We start from the raw sequence: 21359 nt of genomic DNA on the forward strand, positions 1-21359 counted from the left end.
GTGAGCTTGTCGGCTGAAGGTTAACCTAGATGTTTAACCTGCTTTTATTGTGATATCAGGAACGTTGAATTATCGCCACTTTTCGTTCCATAAGCTTTTCTACGGCGGCGTTTTGCTTGTCAATATTGAGTTGCGGTTCAAAGTCCAAAACGCGATTGCAAGATTCGAGACTGGCAAATTGATTTAAACATTCACCAAGCTCTCTTTTAGAGCTTGTTCGCATCAGACTGCTTTCTGATGAGGAGAGTAGGGTGACTTTACGGCCATGAAACGTTCCTTGCGGCACTACATCACTTTGCTGCGCTTGTTGAACGTCATGAACCGATGAATTGGTGTATGTGGATTGGATGTCATTGGACATAAAGACACCTAAACTCTCAAGTCTAAAGTTTGTGGCATCGGTGGTGCCTTATCAATGGTTACATGAGAAGACAATAACGCTTCCCACGACTCGCTGTGCGTCAGCAATTCTGCTAAAGCTGTTTCAAAATATTCGTAATCCAGTCGCCTAATGTTAATGAGTCGGTTTAAACATAGGACATGTCGGTGGTTATCTAAACTAAAAAATAACTGGTGCTCAGGCCAGTGATAATTAAAGGCCAAGAAAGAGCGATAGAGATCGGAATTTACAATTTGAAGGCCAACAATCTCAGCTTCGAGCTGCAGAGTGGTCGATTCTGGATGAAAGATGATATGCACCCTTAGATTATCATCAAAGGCTAAGCTTACTTCATTTTCCGTTAGATGCAGTGCAGGCAAGCCTATTTGATGAGCAAACTTTAGCAAAATCTCATCGATAGTTTGGCGTGCTGACATAGGAATAGTCCCTTTTGAAATTTTATCAAGGAAAATATTAGATGTATCTCTTCATGTTTATCAATATTAGTCGGTTGTTATTATATTTTGGCTTTTAAATGTGTTGAGAGAAATAGAAAGATAAAAGTAAGTGTGTTCAGATGCATATCTCGATGGTAATGATATATATGAATATCACTTTTCTCTAATGAACTTCAATTAAGGAAGGAATGAAAGAGAGCAGAAACTGTTTTTGAAATTACAGTCCATGTTAACTACGTGTTGTTGAAAAATGCGATTTATTGTCCGCTTGTAGTATAAATATAAGTTGATCTTTTATATTTTTACATAAAGAATTGTGTGAATTTCAAATGAGCTAGATTATATAAAATAAGTTTATGGGGTCATAATGAACAATTCTATATGGGCTGGTTTTATTGGGTTGTTCATACTGAGTGGGTGCAGTCAGACTGTGTCCGTCAATGGGGTGGATGACTTTGATACACAGAGTCAGGCATCAGTCTATGGTTGGGTTTCTGTCGACGGCTACTTTCCACCTTCGATTACTTCTCTTGAAGTGGAAATATGTAAAATTATTGATAATCAATGCCTTAAGTCGGCATCTCAGAGCTACCAAGGTGTTCAGTTGCCTGTGCAGTATTCGTTTTTAATTGCACCAATTCAAGCTGGTGAAGGAAAAATGAAGATTATTGGAAAGCTTTATTCAAACGGTGATCTCGTTGCGGAAAAAGAAAAGAACTATTTATTTTTTGAGGGAAATAAACAAGAAAACTTGATTCTTGTTCCAAAAATAAACAGATAAAATTTTAAGTACTACATTTTTATTAGGGTTTTCTAATTTATAAAAATAAAGACTATATCTTTCCTGTTGTGAAAGATTTGTTGTCTTTTATAAACATTAATTACATGACTTTGAAGTCATCGGGTCAGTTGTTTTTAGACTCATACTTGTTGCAAAAACAGTATTTTTTATGATTATATCTCGCTCCTTGAACACGTTGGCTTGGCGTTTTAGGCTATAAAATATACATTTTTATGATTTTGGAAATTTAATTTTGTTCTCGAAACGGTGCCGAAATCTATTTAATTGTATTCTAATGTATAACAAAACAACCAAACTTAAATAACGAAATGATATTTAAGTTTTGGCTAATGATAAACGCTATCTGATAAAAATAATAAAGACGGACAGCAGAAATTTACTAAGTCAAACCTTTACCTTTAGGTAAAGGTAATGCTTGGGTTATTTGCTAATTATTCGGGGGGTATGGTAAGTGATAGAACTTCTATGCTCTTTTCTTTGCTTCTTTAATTCATACAGCAGTACTTAGAAATAACAACAATCAAAGTAGTGCTTTGAAAGTTTCTCAACATTTGCACTGAGAAACTCAAAATAATGAAGGGTAGAAAATGGATGTGTCAGGCCAACTAAACTCAGAAAGGGTCGACTCGAGTTCACGAAAAATTCGTAGTTTTTCCTGCTATGAAAAATCTGACGAAGTATTTCACTCAGACCAGTCTCACATTGTTGTCGTTCACAATGGTCAGCTTCGAGTTCAAACAGGTGATTGCACAATCGATGTTGCTGCAGAAAATGGGGTATTTCTATCCCAAGGGGATTACTTGTTAGAGTACTCTCCGCTAGATGGGGCATACAAAGCGTCGATTATTGCCTACGACAATGAACTCGTTAGTCAGTTGCTGCAAAAACACAGTGATCTCTTGATGATGCTGCCTAAGGTAGACAAAGTTTGTTCTGGTTTGTTTACTTTTGGTTTGAACATACTCGTTGAACAAGTGCTTTCCAGCATGCAGACGCTTGAGCAACAAGCGTACCCTGATGCCATTATGTGCCTAAAATACGAAGAACTACTCATTCTCTTGCTACACAGCAAAGGAGGAGAATCACTGTATGCGTTGCTGTCACAACAAACAAACCGTACGTCGGAACGGTTACGTCGATTTATGGAACAGCATTACTTAAAAGAATGGAAGTTGACAGACTACGCGCAGGAGTTTGGTGCCAGCTTAACCACTTTTAAAGAGCTTTTTAATGAGCACTATGGCATTTCTCCAAGAGCTTGGATCAGTGAGCGTCGACTACTGCATGCTCATAAACTGCTGTTGACGAGCAAGATGAGCATCGTAGATGTGGCGATGGAGGCAGGGTTTTCCAGCCAGTCTTACTTTACGCAGAGTTACCGTCGTCGTTTTGGAACGACCCCAAGCCGCGTACGTTCGGGAGACGATCAAGTGGCTATCGCGAAATGAAATGACTTGGGACTAAAATTTTCTGACTAATTTTGAAAGTCACTAACCAGTGTAAATTCTATTATGTATCGTGTAACAACGAACGATTAAAAATTATTACATCTCTTTCTTTCTGGATTGTTCGAAAGGGGTGCGGAGACGAACATAAATGAAAAAGCAGCATTGGCGACGCCGTTCGCTTTTTCCAGACAGCATAGTGACACAGCGGAAAGTGACTGTTTTACAAAGAGGAGCTCGTTATGAAAGCGCCTCGAAACCTACGCAGGATCTCAATGTTGTGCACGTCAATCACCGACAATTGTTGAGTGAAGGCGTCATAAATTATGAGCAGTTATCTTTACTTCAACGCTTGTTGGATAGAAATGTCGTCGATAGCCTGTGCGCTAGCCAGTTAGTAAAAACGTATCAAAAACTTGGTGCTTCGATAGACCGGTTTGCCATGCGTTTATTTTTGGAAATTGGATCGCAGCTCAGTGATAGCAGCACAATCACAACGTTCGAACAAAGGCTGGACTACATCAACTCTCGTCTGGGCTTTCGCTTTAATTTGGCTGTCCCAAAAACGTTGATGCTTTGTTTCCATTTATCACTCAACGAGTGGATTAACCGACAAGTCGATCAAAGTGCTCTTCATGCTTCGATTAAAGTTGAACAACTTATCAATCAACTCGATATTCAGAAGGAATATTGGTCGAAGCTATCAGGGGAAGACACCAGTGCCGTCTTTGTTCAACAGCAACTCGATCTCATTAAGAGCCAGCAGCATCAACTTAAAAAGCAACTTGGGACGTTAAGCGAACAACAGTTGCAAGTGATTGAATGTCATCGTTTGTTAATTGAGAAGTGGCAACCGTCTTTAGACGAGCTGAAAGGGTTCGCGGAGTACACCTCGACAACCGAACAATTTATTTCTGAGTGGAAAAATTGGTGTTCGGAAGTGCGACTTGAAGCCCCTGAGCTGAACGAAGTTTGGGATGCATGCGATGTGGTTTACAACGACCAAAATGCGGTTGCGAAAGTATGGCAATGGTTCAAGAACATGCAAACTGTTGGTGATATCGATCACTACTATTTTGATACTCAAAGTGGTCAGTGCGGCCAGGCTTGCAATCACCTCAGCCAGATCTAAATAGGGCGTTAAATGTTAGATAAGATGATGAAATCTTTAGCGGAAGCGCTAAAGGTAGGGGATTTTATTGCCTCAGAAAATGGTTCTTACAACATCGAGGTTGACCAGTTATCACTGACCATCAAGCAACATGCGTCATGGATTTTATGGGAAGCGACGTTACCCTTCCAGTTTAAAGAGCATCTAGATTATCAACAAGAACAAGCGTTACAACGTTGCATGCAGCTCTCATTAAAAACCATTCGTGAGGATGGCGGCGTACTGACAACCAATGATGATCAGCAATTGATTTTGCAAAGTAAAGTAAGGGTTGAGGACTGTTCGGTGGAACGGTTCTCTACTTTACTTTCTAAGCACGTCAATCTATGTGAACGTTACATTGCATTATTGGAACAAGAACGCGTGAACCACACAATCAACCATACAGTGTGGTTACCATGATGCTAAAAATCTTTCCCAACATTAGACGTGCTGCAACAAAGGCATTGTTATGCGCAGTGAGTGTTGTTCCTTTGGGATACGCGCAAGCAACAGACTTACACTGGCCCGAACAACCGTTCCGCTACTATGCAGATAATGACTCATTAAAAGAGTTGTTGAATAACTTCGGTGCAAATTATCGTGTCTCGGTTTCTGTTAGTGACAAAGTCAACGATCGAGTGAATGGGCGTTTTACCCCTGAAGATCCGGCGGAATTCCTCGATTACTTATCGCAAGTGTACAACTTGATGTGGTATTTCGATGGTGCCGTCTTACATGTCTATAAGGCGACAGAAACTCGCTCACGTTTACTTCAATTGGAATTACTTACGGCTAGAGAGCTACGCAGTACGTTAATTTCCACCGGCGTTTGGGATTCTCGTTATGGCTGGAGAGCTGCTGAGAGTAAAGGGTTAGTCTATCTTGCGGGTCCTCCACGTTATGTCGACTTAGTGGTACAAACGGCGGAGGCATTGGAAACGCGCTTGCTGCAGAAATCGAATTCAACCGACGAATTATTCGTTGAGATAATTCCTTTGAAGTACGCTTCTGCAACGGATAGAGAAATTGCATATCGAGATCAGACAATTACGGTCCCGGGCATCGCATCGGTGTTAAAACGGGTCGTGTCTGGTGTTCAAACGCAAGTGGCGAGTGCGTCTAGCAAAGAAGTTACCAGTTCAGATAAGCCTGTAAAAAGTAATAAAACCGCCTCAGTTCATGGTGGCGCAACAGTTGAAGCAGAGCCGGGCCTTAATGCGATTATCGTTCGTGATACTCAAGCACGATTACCGCTCTATCGTAAACTGGTCGCGCAATTAGACCAGCCGCAATCAAGAATTGAAGTCGCGCTATCGATTGTCGATATCAGTGCCAACGATTTAAGTCAGTTAGGCGTGGATTGGCGAGCAGGAGTGTCTGTCGGAAACAACCGCATTGTCGATATCAAAACAACAGGTGATGTGAATTCGGGGGATGTGACGCTCGGCAGTGGACAGAACTTTAAGTCCTTGCTTGATTCAACCAACCTAAATTACTTGCTGGCTCAAATTCGTTTATTGGAATCCAAAGGCAGTGCTCAAGTGGTTTCAAGACCAACATTGTTAACTCAGGAAAATGTCGAAGCGGTACTGAACAACAGCAGCACGTTTTACGTCAAGCTGGTTGGTAAAGAAACCGCAGCGCTGGAAGAGGTCACGTATGGCACGTTACTGAGAATTGTCCCACGTATCGTTGGTGATAGATTTGCTGCACGACCTGAAATTAACCTGAGCCTTCATCTCGAAGACGGTGCAAAGATCGCTGATGGTGGCGTCGATGATCTTCCTTCCGTTCGTAAAACTGAAATCAGCACCTTAGCGACGGTTAAACAAGGGCAAAGCTTACTTATCGGTGGTGTGTACCGAGATGAAGTGAGCCATCAGTTACGTAAAGTGCCATTGCTAGGAGACATCCCATATTTAGGCGCGCTGTTTAGAAGTAATACCAATACTAAGCGCCGCACAGTACGAATGTTTATTTTAGAACCTCGAATTGTTGTGGATGGTATTGGCGATAGTGTGTTGATTGGCAACGAATATGACTTGCGACCAAGTATCGGCAAGCTTAACAACATCTCCAACAATAGCGCTGAATTTAAATCGGTAGTGGAAGTATATAGCTGCACATCGAGGGTTCAAGCCGAGCGCTATCAACAAGACTTATTGTCACAGCAAAAGTCGTCTCAATTAACGCAGTGCCGATTACCAACAGGGCAAAAGGGTTGGCGGGTGAAAGTATTGGAATGTGATGACTCACAAAGTGAGTGTGTGCGCCCTTCAGAGGAGTCTTAACCGCGATGCAGCAATGGAAAATTCGTATTTTATCAGGCGTGCATACCGGAGTAGAAGTCACCTTACCTGAAGGTGCTCTCGTGCTTGGCAGTGACGACTTTATTGCTGATCTTGTACTGTCTGATGCTGGGGTCGAAGCGAACCATGTCACCCTCGTTTGCCAGCAAGACTCGGTCATTTTACGAGGCTGCGAAGAGGCAAATATTAACAGTGAAGACATCGCTGTTGCAGGTGATGGTATCGAGTTGTCACGCCATGCTGTTGTCTCGGTCGGCGTTGTGAAGTTCGCTCTGGGATACGCGGAAGATGCGTTAATTGTGAGTAACGTCAGCGACGAATCTAGCCAACAGAATACACCTGTGGTTGCTGTACAACGCTCTAGCTGGAAAAAAACAACGCTCATCGCTTTGCTTTGTAGTTTTGTCCCGAGTGTCATTTTTGCCGGTATGTGGTACAGCCAAGCTAACGGAAACAACAATGAAATTGTTACAGAAGCAGAACCCATTGTTTTGGTACGTAACATCTTAGGCGAGCTCAAACTTAGCGACGTTCGCGTGGAATGGAATGCCGCCGCACGCCAAGCAGTCTTAGAGGGCTATGTTGAAGACCGAACACAGAAACTCGATCTGCTTGGTCGAATTGATGTATTGGGCATCAATTACAAAAGTGACTTAAGAACGATGGAAGAAATCCGTCGCGGGGTTCGATTTATTTTGCGCAACCTCGGCTATCACCAAGTGAAAGTCGAAAATGGCGATGAGACCGGCACACTGCTGCTGACGGGCTATATCGATGATGCCAGCCGCTGGAACCAAGTTGAACAAATCTTGGAGCGAGACGTGCCGGGTCTTATTGCGTGGAAGGTTGAACTGCAGCGAGCGGGTGCCTACATGGATACGCTAAAAGCGTTATTAACGGATGCGGAGTTACTGAAAAAAGTCCAGTTGGTCACCAGCGGTGATCGCATCGAAGTTCGTGGTGAGCTTGATGATATCGAAACGACTCGATTTTACGGTGTGACCCGAGACTTCCGGGAACAATATGGTGAGAAACCGTACTTAGTTTTGAAATCCATACCTAAGGTGAGTAAAGGCACCAACATCGATTTCCCGTTTCGTAGCGTTAACTTTGGCCAGGTTCCATATGTGATTCTGACCGATAACGTTCGCTATATGGTCGGTGCAAGAACGCCTCAGGGCTACCGAATATCCAGTGTTACACCTGCTGGTATTGAGTTGGTTAAAGGCGGGCGGGTGATAACAATAGAACTTGGATATGAAGGCGAGACGAACAATGACAAATCTTGAACAAATTTTAAATAACGACACAAACGGTGCGGAAGTGCACAAGATTAAGAGCAAGCTCTTAGAAGCACAAGCGGTGGTGAAACGTCAGTTGGATTTAGGGTGCTCACCACAGCAGTACCAATTGCTACTCAAACAGTATGAAGCTTACACAGCCGCCCATGCGGTCGTTGAATCATACGAAGCTAACTAAAAAATACGAGGAAGTCTTATGTCATTTTACGATGCTAGTAACAGTGTAAACCTTGATGATGTTAAAGCTAAGTTAGAACAACAAGCGAAAGATGCCAACACAGAAGTGACGGCAGCCATCAAGAACCTAGAAACCAATGCCGATGATCCATCAAAGCTTGCCGAGCTTCAGCACGCGATCAACAAATGGTCTGTTGTTTACAATATCAATGCGACCACCACTCGTGCGATTAAAGATGTGATGCAGTCGATTCTCCAGAAGGTGTAAAGCATGGAACGAGAAACGCGCCAACTGCTGGCTGAAATCGCGCTGATGGCAACAGGTATGCATCGTCATCAAGAAGCCAACACCATTGCAGATGGCCTTGAAGCAAGCTCAGGTTCTGAAGAGACCGTTGCGATGATTCGTGCAATGAGCCTCATGAATAAAGGCTTGTATGAAGAGGCTCATCAATTACTCGAACCACTTTGTAACGCCTATCCAGATCTGATCAGCTTAGCGGCTCTTGCTTCTGCCAAAGCCGGTTTACTGAGCAAAGCGGAAAGCTGGGTAGAACTTGCGTCACAAGGAAGCGAAGAAAGCCAAGCATTTGCTGCGAGCTTTTCTCAGGACATTAGGAATCTTGGATGATCATTGATTCAAGTAACCTAAGTCTTCAACACCAATCTTTGCGTCAGTCGGAGTCGCGCCATTATGAGCGGAGCGATGAAGACAAGATGAAAGCACTCATGGAGCGAAGTAACAAGCAAGAGCAAGTTTCACATGTTTCTCCAAAAGAGACGCTAGAGAAAACAGAAGCCAAACTGGCGGAGATTAAAGCGTGGTACGAATCATTAAAAGACGCAGAGGTTGTCAGTAAACAAAGTGTCTTATCATCGTTAAATGAAGCGTTCTCCGACCCTCAAGTTAAACGAGAGGCAATGTGGTACGCCTTTCATGAGGCGAAGAGTGCAAAAGGCAACGAGCAGCCACAATCTGATTTGTTAAAGGTGTTGAAGCAGGAGTTACTAGGGAATTTTTCGGGACAGCTTATTGCCGAACCACCTGCTGATAAAACAGCACTAAAAGCAATGCTAGCGCAGCATTTTCCACTGGGTGCCCAGAAAGAACAAGCCTTATGGCATTGCTGGGCAGAGTTGAAGTCGTTACCTGATATGGCATCAACACTGGACATGGTTCGTGATGAACTTAGCTTCATGATCCAAAAAAATGCGATGGTGAAAAACATCATGACTCACAGTCACAAGTTAGATTTATCTTAGGAGTACATATGATAAACACGCAGTACACCGAGGTGATGCAAACCAACATTGATAAGTTACAGGATGCGCAAGTCGAAGACGGTTTAAGCGAACGTTTTGAGCAAGCCATGTCGGTTCCCGAGGCAAGTAATGGCCTGGAGGGAGGTTTGCTAGAAAACATCAGCGAGTTGAAAAACACTATCGATAACGCGAAAAGTAACCTGCAAGACAACATGAAGATGGTGGGTGATGATCCGGCGCAATTACTGCAAATGCAGTGGGCGCTGACACGCATTACTTTTCAAGAAGAGCTGATCGCGAAAACCGTGGGTAAAACCACACAAAACGTAGAAACCTTATTGAAGGCACAATAGTGATGATGAATAAAATGAGAGCAGTTTTCATCATGCTCACGTTGTTTCTGGTAGGTTGTCAGACCGAGTTATACACCAACGTTACTCAGAAAGAGGGTAATGAGATGTTGTCGATCTTACTATCCGAAGGTGTCGTTGCAACAAAAGAGCCTGACAAAGACAACACCGTCAAGTTAATGGTAGACAGTTCTCAAATCGCCTTCGCGGTAGACGCGCTAAAGCGAAAAGGTTATCCAAGAGAGCAGTTTTCCACACTGAAAGAGGTGTTTCCCAAAGACGATTTGATCTCGTCACCATTAGCAGAGCGAGCACGTTTGGTGTACGCGAAATCTCAAGAGCTCTCCTCAACCTTATCTCAGATTGATGGCGTGCTAGTGGCACGTGTTCATGTTGTTTTGGAAGATCAAGATCTGCGTCCAGGAGAGCGTCCAACTCCAGCTTCTGCCTCCGTATTTATTAAACACGCGGCAGATATTGCGCTTGATTCATATGTTCCGCAGATCAAATTATTAGTGAACAATAGTATTGAGGGGTTGAACTACGATCGAATCAGCGTAGTGATGGTACCCTCATCAGAGGTTCGAGTTGCTACTCAAAACAATCAATTTAAAAGCATTTTGTCGGTTCAGGTCACCAAAGAGACGGCGAATAATCTTATCGCTATTTTGGTGTTCTTGGTAGCGGCACTCATCGGCTCGAATATCGCTACTTTTACATGGTGTCGTAGGAACACGAAGCGTGGTTAAACCAGAAACACCACTCGCGCAGGTACAACACCAGTTTAACTATGCGCCTTGCCAGTACATCCATAGAAGTTGGATAGAGCAAAAGCAGCCTTGGTTACTAAATATCGAAGGCTGGAGAGATAACCCCATGTTCAACCAATGGTGTATCAATGAGTGGGCGTTATCTCCCGTTCCTGAGATGGCTTTTAACAGACCTTGTCATAGTTTGGCATTGCTCCCGACAGACGCGTTGAATCAACTCGTATTGATGGTGGGTGGAGCTTTGCATTGCGTTGCGATGCGAAGCGTTGTCTTAAAACATCCTAAACAGGTTCTGAACAACGTATTTGGTTTGGAAGGCGCTCGGTTCTTAATTCAAAACGGGCCGATGCTGTTATCCAGCTGGCCGCAAGGCTGGCAGCGTTCGTTACCAGAACTATTGGATGAAAGGTCTGTTGAAGCAAGCATGAGGGCGCTGGGATATTTTTGGATGAGGTTTATTTTGATTAACTCACCGGAAGATGTTGTTCTTCGTTGGCAATTCAAATTGGAAAAGCAACTTAGCGAAAACGCGGAAACAGCTAACTGGTTGGAAGCGGATCAACGAGATCTGGCGTATCGACTCACAAAAAAAATCGCAAAACAGGTTATTCCTCAATGGTTTCATTTGTTGAAATAAAAACAGACAATTTGCAGCTGGCACCTGGCTTAAAGGTGCTGAAAGCGAAAGATTATGCCAGTTATCTGGATTCGCAACACTTAGTTGAAGCCGCGAACTCCAAAGCTGAAAGCATCATTGCTAATGCCCAACAAGCCTACGAAACCGAAAAACAACGTGGTTATCAAGATGGCCTTGCACAAGCCAAGATTGAAAATGCGCAAACGATGGTTGAAACCTTAGCACGTTGTAATGACTACTATCAGCAAGTCGAAGAAAAAATGACAGGTGTGGTGTTAGAAGCAGTACGTAAGATCATCGATACCTTCGATGATGTCGATACCACGGTGAGTGTAGTTCGAGAAGCGTTGCAACTGGTGAGCAACCAAAAGCAGGTCATTTTACATGTCCACCCAGAGCAGGTTGTTGAGGTGAGGGAAAAGGTGGCTGGTGTATTAAGTGATTTCCCTGAAGTCGGTTACGTTGACGTGGTAGCAGATGCGCGCTTGAAAAATGGAGGCTGCATTTTGGAAACAGAAGTTGGGATCATCGACGCCAGTATTGATGGACAGCTGCATGCATTAAAGCAAGCCATGGTGAAGCAGCTCAGCGAGCGTAAAATTACGATTCATGAATAAACCTCAAAAACTCAGCACTTGCTGAGTTTTTTCATTTTAATGCCTTTAAACAAAAAAAATCCGACCATTTCTAAAATATTCACTGCCATAAATCCTTAAGAATACATCTAAGAAAGCTGCTTAGTTGATAAGTGTTGCAACCAAGCAGCGCCTCTAAAACAACAAAAATAGGATTATTTAGTCGAATGGCTAATGGATTTATAACTTCTTTACTGACAGATTTTGCCAGCCGCTGCCAATTGGAGCCGTTGGTTTTTGATGAGGATGATTGTTGCCATCTACTCGTTGAGCAAAACACAGCAATCACAATTCGTGCACAAGAAGATCGTGTGACGCTTATCGGGCTGATTTCAGGTAATAAACCGAGTGCTGATATTTTGCATCAACATATGAAAGATGCCTTAACGCAAGGCTCTCCAGCGGTATGCTGGGAGGAAGAGACCGGATATATCGGTTTCATACACCTGCCTCAGCAACTGCTAACTGCATCTTTTTTCGATGAGTCATTTGCGAATTTCATCGAGTGGTTAAAAAGTGCGAATACACAAGAAGTAACCAATAAAACAACCGAAGTACCGGAAACGAATACCACTCATTTTTCCACATTAAGGGTTTAAAACATGATCAGTTTTGGAAGTGTTAGCGCGTTGCAGGCTGCCATGCCGCAAGCTCGTAACGAGATACTTAACGAAGGTAAGCTGAGTATTGGTGGCAAAGAATACCAAATTAACGCAGCGACCCAAGAATTTACTCGCGCCAATCCTACGAATGGTGCAGTAGCGCGATTTTTTGAAGCGACAGGAAAACTGTTTCGCGAAGGTAGCCCACAATCGGTAGCGAAAGCCCTTACAAAAGCCGTATTTGATAATGAGCAAGGACAAGCTCAGCGTTTACAAGCTGCTTCTTCTGTTGAGCATGGACAAATGTTCTTCAAAGATGGAAGCATAAAAACCGCATCAGATGTCTTAAATGCCTTTGCGAAGTTAGACAGTAAATCAGTTCAGTCGAACTCTGCTGAGCTAAACCAGTTAGCAGAGCGAGCGATGACAGAGGCAATGTTAGAAACCGATTCTGGTAAAAACCTCACATCACTGATTGGCGAAAGTGCAGCGAAGTCGCTTGCTGGACGTGTAGTAAAAGACTACGGCGGTGGTGTATCTGCAGCGCAGAAAAACCCGGCAGGTAGCATTAATCAAATGCAAGCGGTGTTTGATATGGAGGTGATGCATCTTAAATCGGCGCAACGTCATATCGAAGGTCTAGCAAGCACCGATCTAAGCCAAGGTGTATACGCTGAAGGACTGGCAGAGGACGCGTTTAACAAAAGTGGCGTAACCAATAATGTTGAAAGAGCTGCGGCGTGGATCATTAATGCTTCTAACTCTAAAGGAAACGATGCCGAAAATATTACGTCTTTACTGAAAGAATACGCGTCTAATGGTAAAGATTTATTGAATATGGAAAACCTAAAAGAGCTACACGCTCGATTGGTGCCTAATGTTGAGCGTGATTACCGAGGGCCAAATATTTCGGGTGGTACTTTGCCTTCAAGTATTGGCGGTGAGGGCATGTTAAAGCAGCACATTGAAGGCTTTTTGAAAGAGAACCCTGTAGAAGATAAAGACTTAGGTAAACATTTGTTCGCCGGAGTTATCGGGTACCATGGCTTTACCGATGGAAATGGTCGCATGGGGCGCATGCTATACGCGATAGCAGAACTTCGTAACGACTCGTTCAATCCTTTAGCTATGGATGCAGAAAATAGCCTTCACGGTATTAAGTGATTTTCTACTTCTATTTAATTTTCAGAGCGGCGATTGCCGCTCTTTTATTTTCCAGCTTAACCTTAATTTTTCTTCTCAATAAAACGGCTAATAGCAATAAAAATGAGACGTTGAAATAAAGTGTCGGTTTCTATCTCGCCATAAAATCTCTTTTATCCTTATTCGCTTATTTAAATGAGCCGTTATACCCAAGTGGCTTCGCTGCAATAAATATATCGATGTCACTTAGTTGTAATAAATTAGACAGGACACAACATGGATACAGGAAAGATTAATATGCTTCTCTCTGAGCTAGGAGAAGTGCTGAACCTTGAGCGCGTGACAGCGTATGACGATCAAATGTGGTCACTGCATTTTGCTGAAAACAACAGTGTCGATGTTCTGCTCGTAGAGGAAAAAGGCGAGTTATTGATTTCCAAAAGCCTGCTTATAGAACAAGATGATATTACGCTAGATAAACTTCAAGTTTTACTTGAATACAACTTCTTGTATCGAGAAACAGGTGGTGTGCAGTTTTGTGTGAATCCAACACGCAAAGACGTTGTTCTTCAAGTTGCTATCGCGGCTGGAAGTGAACTCACCAACATTGCTAACTTAATCATTCAGTTGAATGAATTAGTTGATACTTGGGTACAGTTATTTCAAAACAACACGGTTGTAGATTTTAGCCAAACAGACGTACACGCATTTATTCAAGTTTAAGGCATCACACATGGTCAATATTAATACATCGCACATGCACTCGTTGAGTCAGTTAACGTCACATTTGGCGACACAAAATCAAGCTGACGACAAAGAGGTTCGAGCGCACAACGGCAAAGATATTTTTGTTAAAGAGGGTGCACCAAAAAATAAAAGTATCAGCGCGCGTATTAGCCACCAGAATAAAGCGAAAGATATTGTAGTGAGCCTGCTTACTAAGCAGGGTATTCCTAAAGATGTTGCGAAGCTCATGCTGAAAAATGTGTTGAATGGTGAAAACAAGTTAACGCTTGGGAGTCTGAAAAATCTTGAGAGATTGTCGTCTGGTCCTAGCTCAAATTGGCCAACTGCACAAACGGCAGCCTCTTCTTCCAAAACCAATAAAGCTTCATCGAGTGTCGCGCTTATCAACGAACATAAAGCCAACCTTCAAAAGCTTGGTGATTTTGCTTGTACGGACTTAAATACGTTCGGTGTTAAGGGGTCACAGTTTTATGAAACAAAAGGAAAGCCACGACTAAAAGAGCTTCACGCGGATCAAGCGCGAATCATGCAAGATCACAGAGCGACGATGTCCGCAAACGGAGTTCAAGCTGCAGCACAAAGAGGAACCGCACCGCAATTAAGCACTCTACAGAACATTGCTAAGGCAGTACAAACCGCGAAAGCCGGCTGCTGTACTACATTTGCCTTTGCTGCCGCCGCTGAGATGATTCAAGGCATGTCAGGAACACCTGAAAGTGAACCCAAAGTAGAAGTGGTTGCGTTTAAAAAGGGTCATTCAGGTACACACCTTTATGTACTGGTTGGTCGACAAGAGGGGATCGACATAAAAGATCCATCAACGTGGAGTAAGGATGTGAAAATTGTTGACCCGTGGGCGACATCTGCATTCGGTGCACCAATGTTTGGAGATGCACAACGACCACCTGTTTCGAATATGTTCCCGCCAACAGAAGTCATTTTTGATAGCCATAAACTGGGTTAGTCACTCTGCAAAAGAAGTGAGCAAATACACCATGCTAAGCATCTAACCTTTATTGAAAGAGCAGCTCTGAGCTGCTCTTTTTTATTACTCTGGCAACTCGTCTTTAGAGCGAGATTTCTGCGGAAAACCTCACAATGAAGGCGAAAAAGTGACAAAAATAAAGCCATTACCGACATCGTTCAATCTGCAATCGTTGTTCAATAGAGTTATTGAAACAAAAGGAAAAAGTTATGAACACGATTCAACAACTGCTCTTGGAGTTTTGCCAACTCAATGAGTTGCCCGAACTGAATTTTGAAGAAAATGAACGTTGTCAGCTACTGGTCGATGATCGCTACATGTTGTATTTCATCGCGACAGATACGGATGATTTGATGTTGTCTGTAACGTTCGGAGGGTTAGAAAAATCCGGTGAACAACGACTAAAAGGTTTAGAGCTTCTTGCTCATGCTAACTATCAAGGAATAGGTAGTGGCAGCCTCGCACTTGCTTTGGCTCCAAACGGTCGACAGCTTGTCTTAGCAGGACGTAAACCCGTTGAGCATCTAAATACGACGAACCTTACCGCTTGGTTTCACGAAGTTATTGAACAGGCCGAGCTGTGGCAAGCGCGTTTCGCAATGTTGGATCAAGCGATTCCAACCACCTCTAATCATGAACAAGCTCATGTTCAATCACTTCGTGTGTAGGAGAGAAAAATGGTTAATACAACACAAAAAATCAGCCAAAGCCCAGTACCTGATCTAGAACAGTTTCGTGCAGTTGCTGCGCAAAAAGATGACCGAGTGATCAGTAAAAGAGGTGAAGTAAAAGAACCTTCCACATTCCACAAAGGTCATAAGTTTGCTTCTATTCACGAAGGCGTATTGAGAAGCAAATACACTAAGTTTTTCCAAGAAAACATCAAAACTCACCTTGATTTAAAGCAGGCGCTACTTAAGCAAGAAAAACCTGAGGTTGCGCTGTTGGCTTACTCCCTAGTGAGTCCTTCAGGCTATCGCGGTGAGCCACTTACTGAGCGTAAAATCTTAGAAGTTGTCAGCCTATTGGATGAAATAAAAGTGAGCAGCGATACGTACCAGCAGCTTAAAAATACGTTTGATGCGATCAGCAAAGATCCGCGTATGCAGGTGAGTTTAGAAGCCCAGTATCCAGGAAAAATGGATGGCTTCGCTGCTGAACTGTTACAGATGGGCAAAGAAAAGCTAAAAGGTTCTGGTGTGAACGCCGTTATTAACTTGGCATTACCTGGCGTTGGCTTATTGATTTCTACAGGTCGAGAGCTGCACAAAGCGGCCGTAAATGGTGATGCTGAGGCTTACCATCATCAGTTAGAACAAATTTCACAGCTGCCAGGGCGAGATCAACGTCTTTCTATGCCGATGCAGCAAACCTTGGCTCAAGGTCATGCGATACTGTCGGCTGAAGGTGGCATTGGAGCTACGTTAGGTATGGCGACGGGGAGCCTGGGCACGTTCGGTGTTAGCTCTGTAGCAACGGTGGGCGTCACACCGATAGCAAAAGAGGCAATCGGTTCTGCGGCAACGACTGCTATCATGAGCGGCGGTGGCTTTGTGGCGAACCAAGCTGGGGCATACGGGTTAAATACGGAAGTAAAAGAGCAACTTATGCAAGGCGAAATGTCTGGTGTTTTACCTAGACTTGAAGTTTCCAATGCAAAAGGAGACTTTACCTTCAGTATGCAAGATCCGGCTTCTGTCCGCGCATTAATGGCGTACCTTGGTCCTAAGGAGAATACTGCAATGACTTCTCCTCAAGCGCCTAAAGAGGCACAAGAGATGGAAACCGCTCGATTAACACTGAAAAAGATGTTGGGTTCAGAGCCAAGTGAGCACTTGGTTCCTGACGTAGACTCTATCTTGAAGCTAAGCCCAGAGGATGCACCAAGTAAAACCGAGTCTATTGCTAACGGGGCGTTTAAAAAACTGTTAGGAGAAGATTGGGATTGGCTCATGCCAGCTGTTCGAGCGATTGATAAAGGGGAAGCAAGTAAAATAAACGAAAAGCTCACCTACAAGCTCCCCCTAGATGCAGCAAACGGACGAGTTTATCTTGATAAATGCCCAAACCTGAGTGACGTCCAATTAGATGCGCTAGAAAAACTAGGCTCACCAAGTCAATTGCGATTGATGTACTTGGCAGAAGGCTGGGTGTAATTTCAAATGGTAAAGTAGGGAGTAGGTGCTGCTCCTTACTTTATCTACCGTCAGCGTTCCTTTTTGGGGCTGGCTAATATCGGTTTAATTTAACTTTTCGACTGAAGAAACAAACACACAAGTGTCAACGTTATACCAACCCAACCAATGAAAGAAATTTCTTCCCCAACAATCGCAACTGCTAGTGCTGCTGCGATAACAGGTTCAAATAGCGTGAGTATGCTAGCTCCACTGGCTGTAACAAACCGTAGCCCAAACCCAAAAGCGACGTAACCTAACCCCATTGGAATCAAGGCCATGTAGAGCATGACCGTCGTATTAGTTGACGATGCAAATAGATTATCACCCGTGATGAAAAGTGTTGGTAGAAGCAAAACTCCACCAATACCAAAAACACTTCCCATGGCCGTTTGCGATTCAATGCCGTGGTCAATCATAGCCTTTACTCCCCATGAGTAAATGGCGTACGTCAAACCTGCCAATAGGCCAAGTAATACACCCCAATGCTTCATATCCTGATCAAATAAGCTATTTGCGGATGACTCAGAAGCCAGCAACAAGGTAATGCCAATGACCCCGATTGCGAAACTCATCATCCAGCGCTTGGTTATGGTCTGATTTCGGCTAAAGAGACACTCTAACAAAGCAGAAAAGAAAGGAGCAGTGGAGATAGAAATAACCGTACCAATAGCCACACCAGCGAATCGCATTGATGAATAAAAAGCCAGTGGGTAGGTGGCTAAGGCGATAATACTAATCAGTAACGTTTTCTTCTTATGTACGACTTTTCGAAAATCTCTCTTCAGTGACTTCGCAGATAGACATGCTTGCATAAACCCACCAATACCCATAGAAAATGCGCCAATGGCGAGAGCACTGACATCCGGTGCCAAGCTGGCAGCGGTGCCCGTCGTTCCCCACAGGGTTGAAGCAAAAAGTATGGATAAAGTTCCTAATTGATAGTCGGTGAAATGTTTTTTTAACACTGTAATTTCTACCTAGTGAATGGCTGTTTTAGGGTAGAAAGAATAAAAGAAAGCGATAGAGATTTTTGTGCTGAAAAGACGGAATACTTGTTCCAGAAGACTATTTTAGTGACTATCGGGAAAACTCTCTAGGAGACATACCAAAATGCATTGAAAACCGTCGACTAAACGCGGAAAGGTCACTATAACCAACTCGTTCAGCTATCAACTGAACTGGAAGGTCTGTATGAGTCAGTAGTGCTTTGGCTTTTTCCATACGTTGTAGTGTAATGTACTTATGGACGCTCATTTTTAGCTGCTCTTTAAAAAGCTTTTTAAACTGCGTCGGACTCAAGCAAGCGGCATTCGCTAATGAGGCAATGGTGAGTGGCTGATCAAGCTGCTCGGCGATCACAACCTGTACATCTCGAATACGCGAATCCACGGAGCGAGACCGCTTTTGCTGCTCCAGCAACAGATAGAAGGTTGCAACCATTGAGTTTTCAATTTCATCATTAACCTGATACTCAAGTTGCTTTTCGACAAACTGGATAAAGCTCAGTAGAGGCGGGCTAATCGAAAACACAGCCACACTACTATCCATCAAATGAGTGGGCAAAGTGGTCATATCCGCAACAATAAAGCGTGATGACTCTTCGGCATTAAAACCGTGAGCACAACTTTTGGGGATGACTATGCAGTCGCCAACCGCCACCTTTCCGACATAACTATCCATATCAATCTGTATGTTGCCCTGGAGAGGAAGCACCAGTTGATGATAATCACTATGAGTATGTCGGCTCATACGTTTCGTGTAGGAGCGAATGCTTAAGCTAGATTTCATAAAAACAACATACAGTTAAAGGATACCGCATTATAGCGTTGAAAGTATCGAGGTTGAAAGCTGGGCAGTTGTAAGCCCAGATCTTGAATGGGATGTGGTTTGTTAGTCCGCCTCGGACTCTAACGAAGCCAACCAACGAAGCACTTCCGCAGTTGCCTCAATAAGATCGCTTGGGATGTACTGGTCGACGTTACCGTCGGCGTATAGTGCACGAGCAAGAGGGACTTTTTGCATCACAGGCACGCCTTCCTCTTTAGCGATTGCGACCATACGTTTGGCTACCGCATCGGTTTCCATCAAAGTGATGACGGGCAGGGGCGTTTCGCCTTTCTTGTAATAAAGGCCAACCGCGATATGTGTTGGGTTTGTAACTAATACATTAGAACGTTTAACGTTTTCGCGTTGATTGGAGGCTTGTAGCTCTTGGTGCAACTGACGACGTTTGCTTTTTATTTCTGGACTGCCTTCCATCTCTTTGTATTCGCGTTTCACTTCGTCCTTGCTCATTTTGAGCTTTTTCGTGTGATCAAATTTCTGGTACGCAAAATCTGCGGCAGCGATGACGATGAAGCCTACCGAAGAGATAATCATTAATTGTTTAATCATGACGCCAGTAATGGTCGGGACACATTCTAGCCCACAAGTTGGAATTTGCATTAAAGCGTTGATGTTACCGCGTAATGTCACCCAGATAATGCAGGAAAGAAGAGAGACTTTAAGGATCGACTTGATAAACTCAATCACACTCTTAAGGGAAAAAATGCGTTTGGCCCCTTCGACGGGATTGATCTTTTTGATGTCGGGTTTAACGGATTCACCACTAAATAGGAATCCGAACTGCCCCATATTGGAAAAGATGGCGACGAGTGCAGCAACCAGAATAATCGGAGCGAGTAGATAGGCAATTTCTTTTGCGATGGCGATAGCGACATCGACTAGCGCATCTTGGAAACCCTGATAAGCAAGCTTACTTGGTAGGAGAATAAGCGCTGAGATGTGCGACATGTAATAATCGGCGAACGCAAACAGTACAATTATGAGCGCCAAAATTAATGCAGACGATACGATTTCTTGGCTTTTGGCAACCTGACCTTTCTGTCGAGCATCGCGTAACTTTTTTGCGGTGGGTTGCTCTGTTTTTTCTGCACTCATAAAGAATCCTAAGCGTTATTGCCAAATGGTATTGAGTTGTTCTGCGAATCGGGTAATGCCGTAAAACTGTACTTCAAAGTGATCCATCATTATTCCGAGATACACGATCAGTAAAACACTCGCGATGGCACTTTTTATTGGCATGGCAAGGAAAAAAACATTCAATTGCGGTGCAAAACGACTGATAAGCGCCAGACCAAACTCAGCAAGAAACATTGCCAACACTAGTGGAGCGGACATCAACACACCAAGCCACATAAGCTGTTCAAATTGCGCGTAGAAGAAACTCACCCATGCGTCGTTAACGGTTGGGAAAAAGTCCACGATCGGCCAAGATGTATAGCTTTTGAATAACGCATAGATAAAAGTGACAAAGCCCCCGCCAGAGAAGAACAGGGTAATCAACGTTTGGGTCAGTAATACCGCTGTTGGTGTGGATTGTGAGCCTAGCGTTGGGTTAAACATACTTGCCATGGCAGCCCCACGTTGGTTGTCGACCAGAAAACCGGCCGCTTCTATCGCCCAAAAGGGGATAGCAGCAACAAACCCTATCAATAGCCCAATTAATACCTCCTTACCCAAAATCATTATCAGCCAAATGCCGTCGGTTTCTGCGGGCAAGCTTTGCTGATTAATCATCGGAAATATAAACAGTGCGAGTGAGCAAAGCACACCATTTCTCACCATGGTGCCGCCTAACATTTGCTTGCTCAAAATAGGCAAAAAGATGAAGCATGCCATTAACCTAGGTAACGTCAGGCTGTACAAAAATAAAGCCTGGTGTAAGTCGTGATAACTCATCGTATTTGAGGAATTTTATCCATAGCAAGCGAGGCGAAGGCGTGGAGCTCTGCCCCTAGCCATTGCGTTGTGACGAACAGCGTAATAATGACCGCGATAAGCTTGACCACAAAGCCTAACGTTTGTTCTTGGACCTGAGTTAACGCCTGAATAAGCGACACCAATGTACCAACCAATGCTGCGACTAAAATCGGCGGTAATGACAAGTACAACACTAGGGTTAATGCTTGAGTCGTGAAATGAATGATTTCAGCAGAATGCATACTTTCTCCGTGATTAACCGTA

The 21359-nt window shown here is 43.6% G+C and carries 27 protein-coding genes; 20 read left to right on the forward strand and 7 right to left on the reverse strand.

What is annotated here, in order from left to right; translation table 11 throughout:
* Positions 1 to 55 precede the first annotated feature (55 nt).
* Positions 56 to 361, reverse strand: a complete 306-nt coding sequence (gene exsE2, locus J4N40_RS07890) for a T3SS regulon translocated regulator ExsE2 (RefSeq protein WP_053306999.1) — start codon at positions 359 to 361, stop codon at positions 56 to 58.
* Positions 362 to 369: 8 nt separating this feature from the next.
* The gene (gene exsC, locus J4N40_RS07895; RefSeq protein ID WP_017821349.1) at positions 370 to 816 is read right to left on the reverse strand and encodes a type III secretion system regulatory chaperone ExsC; all 447 of its coding nucleotides are present in this window, start codon (positions 814 to 816) and stop codon (positions 370 to 372) included.
* 388 nt (positions 817 to 1204) lie between these two features.
* Here exsC and J4N40_RS07900 point away from each other — a divergent pair, with 388 nt between their 5' ends.
* The 20 genes from J4N40_RS07900 (at position 1205) to J4N40_RS07995 (ending at position 17312) form a co-directional block, all read left to right on the forward strand.
* Entirely contained in the window at positions 1205 to 1618 is a 414-nt protein-coding gene (locus tag J4N40_RS07900) for a YscW family type III secretion system pilotin (RefSeq protein WP_213909763.1), read from the forward strand.
* Positions 1619 to 2226: 608 nt separating this feature from the next.
* Entirely contained in the window at positions 2227 to 3087 is an 861-nt protein-coding gene (locus J4N40_RS07905) for an AraC family transcriptional regulator (protein ID WP_005377191.1), read from the forward strand.
* A gap of 148 nt (positions 3088 to 3235) precedes the next feature.
* On the forward strand, positions 3236 to 4216 hold the full coding sequence (locus J4N40_RS07910; protein ID WP_005377193.1) for a T3SS regulon anti-activator ExsD domain-containing protein: 981 nt from the start codon (positions 3236 to 3238) through the stop codon (positions 4214 to 4216).
* A gap of 12 nt (positions 4217 to 4228) precedes the next feature.
* Positions 4229 to 4657 (forward strand): YscB family type III secretion system chaperone, encoded by a 429-nt coding sequence (locus J4N40_RS07915; protein WP_054575043.1) that lies wholly within the window; start codon positions 4229 to 4231, stop codon positions 4655 to 4657.
* Positions 4654 to 6528, forward strand: coding sequence for a type III secretion system outer membrane ring subunit SctC (gene sctC / locus J4N40_RS07920; RefSeq protein ID WP_212755378.1), 1875 nt, complete (start codon positions 4654 to 4656; stop codon positions 6526 to 6528). The genes J4N40_RS07915 and sctC overlap by 4 nt, the downstream gene beginning before the upstream one ends.
* Positions 6529 to 6533: 5 nt before the next feature.
* Positions 6534 to 7835: a type III secretion system inner membrane ring subunit SctD gene (gene sctD / locus J4N40_RS07925; protein WP_250654454.1), complete on the forward strand. Its 1302-nt coding sequence runs from the start codon at positions 6534 to 6536 to the stop codon at positions 7833 to 7835.
* Entirely contained in the window at positions 7822 to 8025 is a 204-nt protein-coding gene (locus J4N40_RS07930) for an EscE/YscE/SsaE family type III secretion system needle protein co-chaperone (protein ID WP_005377198.1), read from the forward strand. The genes sctD and J4N40_RS07930 overlap by 14 nt, the downstream gene beginning before the upstream one ends.
* An 18-nt stretch (positions 8026 to 8043) precedes the next feature.
* Positions 8044 to 8292, forward strand: a complete 249-nt coding sequence (gene sctF, locus J4N40_RS07935; protein WP_005377199.1) for a type III secretion system needle filament subunit SctF — start codon at positions 8044 to 8046, stop codon at positions 8290 to 8292.
* A 3-nt stretch (positions 8293 to 8295) separates the two neighbouring features.
* Positions 8296 to 8655 (forward strand): YscG family type III secretion system chaperone, encoded by a 360-nt coding sequence (locus tag J4N40_RS07940; protein WP_005377200.1) that lies wholly within the window; start codon positions 8296 to 8298, stop codon positions 8653 to 8655.
* Positions 8652 to 9287, forward strand: coding sequence for a YopR family T3SS polymerization control protein (locus J4N40_RS07945; RefSeq protein ID WP_005377201.1), 636 nt, complete (start codon positions 8652 to 8654; stop codon positions 9285 to 9287). Before J4N40_RS07940 ends, J4N40_RS07945 begins: the two co-directional genes overlap by 4 nt.
* Before the next feature lie 8 nt (positions 9288 to 9295).
* Entirely contained in the window at positions 9296 to 9640 is a 345-nt protein-coding gene (gene sctI, locus J4N40_RS07950) for a type III secretion system inner rod subunit SctI (RefSeq protein WP_005387149.1), read from the forward strand.
* Positions 9640 to 10386 (forward strand): type III secretion system inner membrane ring lipoprotein SctJ, encoded by a 747-nt coding sequence (gene sctJ, locus J4N40_RS07955; RefSeq protein ID WP_086012989.1) that lies wholly within the window; start codon positions 9640 to 9642, stop codon positions 10384 to 10386. Before sctI ends, sctJ begins: the two co-directional genes overlap by 1 nt.
* On the forward strand, positions 10379 to 11044 hold the full coding sequence (vscK, locus tag J4N40_RS07960) for a SctK family type III secretion system sorting platform protein VscK (RefSeq protein WP_115386029.1): 666 nt from the start codon (positions 10379 to 10381) through the stop codon (positions 11042 to 11044). The genes sctJ and vscK overlap by 8 nt, the downstream gene beginning before the upstream one ends.
* Positions 11023 to 11661 (forward strand): HrpE/YscL family type III secretion apparatus protein, encoded by a 639-nt coding sequence (locus tag J4N40_RS07965; protein WP_005387146.1) that lies wholly within the window; start codon positions 11023 to 11025, stop codon positions 11659 to 11661. The genes vscK and J4N40_RS07965 overlap by 22 nt, the downstream gene beginning before the upstream one ends.
* A gap of 185 nt (positions 11662 to 11846) precedes the next feature.
* The gene (locus J4N40_RS07970; RefSeq protein WP_005377206.1) at positions 11847 to 12278 is read left to right on the forward strand and encodes a type III secretion system chaperone; all 432 of its coding nucleotides are present in this window, start codon (positions 11847 to 11849) and stop codon (positions 12276 to 12278) included.
* Between the two features lie 3 nt (positions 12279 to 12281).
* Entirely contained in the window at positions 12282 to 13445 is a 1164-nt protein-coding gene (locus tag J4N40_RS07975) for a VopS family T3SS effector adenosine monophosphate-protein transferase (RefSeq protein WP_025768118.1), read from the forward strand.
* Positions 13446 to 13700: 255 nt separating this feature from the next.
* Positions 13701 to 14147 carry a type III secretion system chaperone gene (locus J4N40_RS07980; RefSeq protein ID WP_250654455.1) on the forward strand — a complete coding sequence of 149 codons (447 nt, stop codon included), beginning with the start codon at positions 13701 to 13703 and terminating at the stop codon, positions 14145 to 14147.
* A gap of 10 nt (positions 14148 to 14157) precedes the next feature.
* A complete protein-coding gene (gene vopR / locus J4N40_RS07985) occupies positions 14158 to 15135 on the forward strand; it encodes a type III secretion system effector VopR (protein ID WP_171346036.1) in 978 nt (325 codons plus the stop codon).
* 230 nt (positions 15136 to 15365) lie between these two features.
* The gene (locus J4N40_RS07990; RefSeq protein ID WP_005387141.1) at positions 15366 to 15824 is read left to right on the forward strand and encodes a CesT family type III secretion system chaperone; all 459 of its coding nucleotides are present in this window, start codon (positions 15366 to 15368) and stop codon (positions 15822 to 15824) included.
* 9 nt (positions 15825 to 15833) lie between these two features.
* Positions 15834 to 17312 (forward strand): hypothetical protein, encoded by a 1479-nt coding sequence (locus tag J4N40_RS07995; RefSeq protein ID WP_025768120.1) that lies wholly within the window; start codon positions 15834 to 15836, stop codon positions 17310 to 17312.
* An 89-nt stretch (positions 17313 to 17401) separates the two neighbouring features.
* Here J4N40_RS07995 and J4N40_RS08000 read toward each other — a convergent pair whose 3' ends face one another.
* The 5 genes from J4N40_RS08000 to vscS form a co-directional block, all read right to left on the reverse strand.
* The gene (locus J4N40_RS08000; protein WP_372081381.1) at positions 17402 to 18304 is read right to left on the reverse strand and encodes a DMT family transporter; all 903 of its coding nucleotides are present in this window, start codon (positions 18302 to 18304) and stop codon (positions 17402 to 17404) included.
* A gap of 106 nt (positions 18305 to 18410) precedes the next feature.
* Positions 18411 to 19121 (reverse strand): helix-turn-helix domain-containing protein, encoded by a 711-nt coding sequence (locus J4N40_RS08005; RefSeq protein WP_130546118.1) that lies wholly within the window; start codon positions 19119 to 19121, stop codon positions 18411 to 18413.
* Between the two features lie 102 nt (positions 19122 to 19223).
* Positions 19224 to 20273: a SctU family type III secretion system export apparatus subunit VscU gene (gene vscU / locus J4N40_RS08010; protein WP_005387129.1), complete on the reverse strand. Its 1050-nt coding sequence runs from the start codon at positions 20271 to 20273 to the stop codon at positions 19224 to 19226.
* Positions 20274 to 20288: 15 nt separating this feature from the next.
* Complete coding sequence (sctT, locus tag J4N40_RS08015; protein ID WP_033906165.1) at positions 20289 to 21074, reverse strand: type III secretion system export apparatus subunit SctT; 786 nt, start codon at positions 21072 to 21074, stop codon at positions 20289 to 20291.
* Positions 21071 to 21337, reverse strand: a complete 267-nt coding sequence (gene vscS / locus J4N40_RS08020) for a SctS family type III secretion system export apparatus subunit VscS (protein WP_005377227.1) — start codon at positions 21335 to 21337, stop codon at positions 21071 to 21073. Before vscS ends, sctT begins: the two co-directional genes overlap by 4 nt.
* Positions 21338 to 21359 lie beyond the last annotated feature (22 nt).

The sequence above is a fragment of the Vibrio sp. SCSIO 43097 genome (genome assembly GCF_023650755.1).
Lineage (GTDB): Bacteria > Pseudomonadota > Gammaproteobacteria > Enterobacterales > Vibrionaceae > Vibrio > Vibrio alginolyticus.

Bases quoted from the DNA above. Each gene is read 5' to 3' on its own strand.
- exsE2 (WP_053306999.1), bottom strand. From the start codon at position 361: ATGTCCAATGACATCCAATCCACATACACCAATTCATCGGTTCATGAC.
- exsC (WP_017821349.1), bottom strand. From the start codon at position 816: ATGTCAGCACGCCAAACTATCGATGAGATTTTGCTAAAGTTTGCTCAT.
- J4N40_RS07900 (WP_213909763.1), top strand. From the start codon at position 1,205: ATGAACAATTCTATATGGGCTGGTTTTATTGGGTTGTTCATACTGAGT.
- J4N40_RS07905 (WP_005377191.1), top strand. From the start codon at position 2,227: ATGGATGTGTCAGGCCAACTAAACTCAGAAAGGGTCGACTCGAGTTCA.
- J4N40_RS07910 (WP_005377193.1), top strand. From the start codon at position 3,236: ATGAAAAAGCAGCATTGGCGACGCCGTTCGCTTTTTCCAGACAGCATA.
- J4N40_RS07915 (WP_054575043.1), top strand. From the start codon at position 4,229: ATGTTAGATAAGATGATGAAATCTTTAGCGGAAGCGCTAAAGGTAGGG.
- sctC (WP_212755378.1), top strand. From the start codon at position 4,654: ATGATGCTAAAAATCTTTCCCAACATTAGACGTGCTGCAACAAAGGCA.
- sctD (WP_250654454.1), top strand. From the start codon at position 6,534: ATGCAGCAATGGAAAATTCGTATTTTATCAGGCGTGCATACCGGAGTA.
- J4N40_RS07930 (WP_005377198.1), top strand. From the start codon at position 7,822: ATGACAAATCTTGAACAAATTTTAAATAACGACACAAACGGTGCGGAA.
- sctF (WP_005377199.1), top strand. From the start codon at position 8,044: ATGTCATTTTACGATGCTAGTAACAGTGTAAACCTTGATGATGTTAAA.
- J4N40_RS07940 (WP_005377200.1), top strand. From the start codon at position 8,296: ATGGAACGAGAAACGCGCCAACTGCTGGCTGAAATCGCGCTGATGGCA.
- J4N40_RS07945 (WP_005377201.1), top strand. From the start codon at position 8,652: ATGATCATTGATTCAAGTAACCTAAGTCTTCAACACCAATCTTTGCGT.
- sctI (WP_005387149.1), top strand. From the start codon at position 9,296: ATGATAAACACGCAGTACACCGAGGTGATGCAAACCAACATTGATAAG.
- J4N40_RS07965 (WP_005387146.1), top strand. From the start codon at position 11,023: ATGGTTTCATTTGTTGAAATAAAAACAGACAATTTGCAGCTGGCACCT.
- J4N40_RS07970 (WP_005377206.1), top strand. From the start codon at position 11,847: ATGGCTAATGGATTTATAACTTCTTTACTGACAGATTTTGCCAGCCGC.
- J4N40_RS07975 (WP_025768118.1), top strand. From the start codon at position 12,282: ATGATCAGTTTTGGAAGTGTTAGCGCGTTGCAGGCTGCCATGCCGCAA.
- J4N40_RS07980 (WP_250654455.1), top strand. From the start codon at position 13,701: ATGGATACAGGAAAGATTAATATGCTTCTCTCTGAGCTAGGAGAAGTG.
- vopR (WP_171346036.1), top strand. From the start codon at position 14,158: ATGGTCAATATTAATACATCGCACATGCACTCGTTGAGTCAGTTAACG.
- J4N40_RS07990 (WP_005387141.1), top strand. From the start codon at position 15,366: ATGAACACGATTCAACAACTGCTCTTGGAGTTTTGCCAACTCAATGAG.
- J4N40_RS07995 (WP_025768120.1), top strand. From the start codon at position 15,834: ATGGTTAATACAACACAAAAAATCAGCCAAAGCCCAGTACCTGATCTA.
- J4N40_RS08005 (WP_130546118.1), bottom strand. From the start codon at position 19,121: ATGAAATCTAGCTTAAGCATTCGCTCCTACACGAAACGTATGAGCCGA.
- vscU (WP_005387129.1), bottom strand. From the start codon at position 20,273: ATGAGTGCAGAAAAAACAGAGCAACCCACCGCAAAAAAGTTACGCGAT.
- sctT (WP_033906165.1), bottom strand. From the start codon at position 21,074: ATGAGTTATCACGACTTACACCAGGCTTTATTTTTGTACAGCCTGACG.
- vscS (WP_005377227.1), bottom strand. From the start codon at position 21,337: ATGCATTCTGCTGAAATCATTCATTTCACGACTCAAGCATTAACCCTA.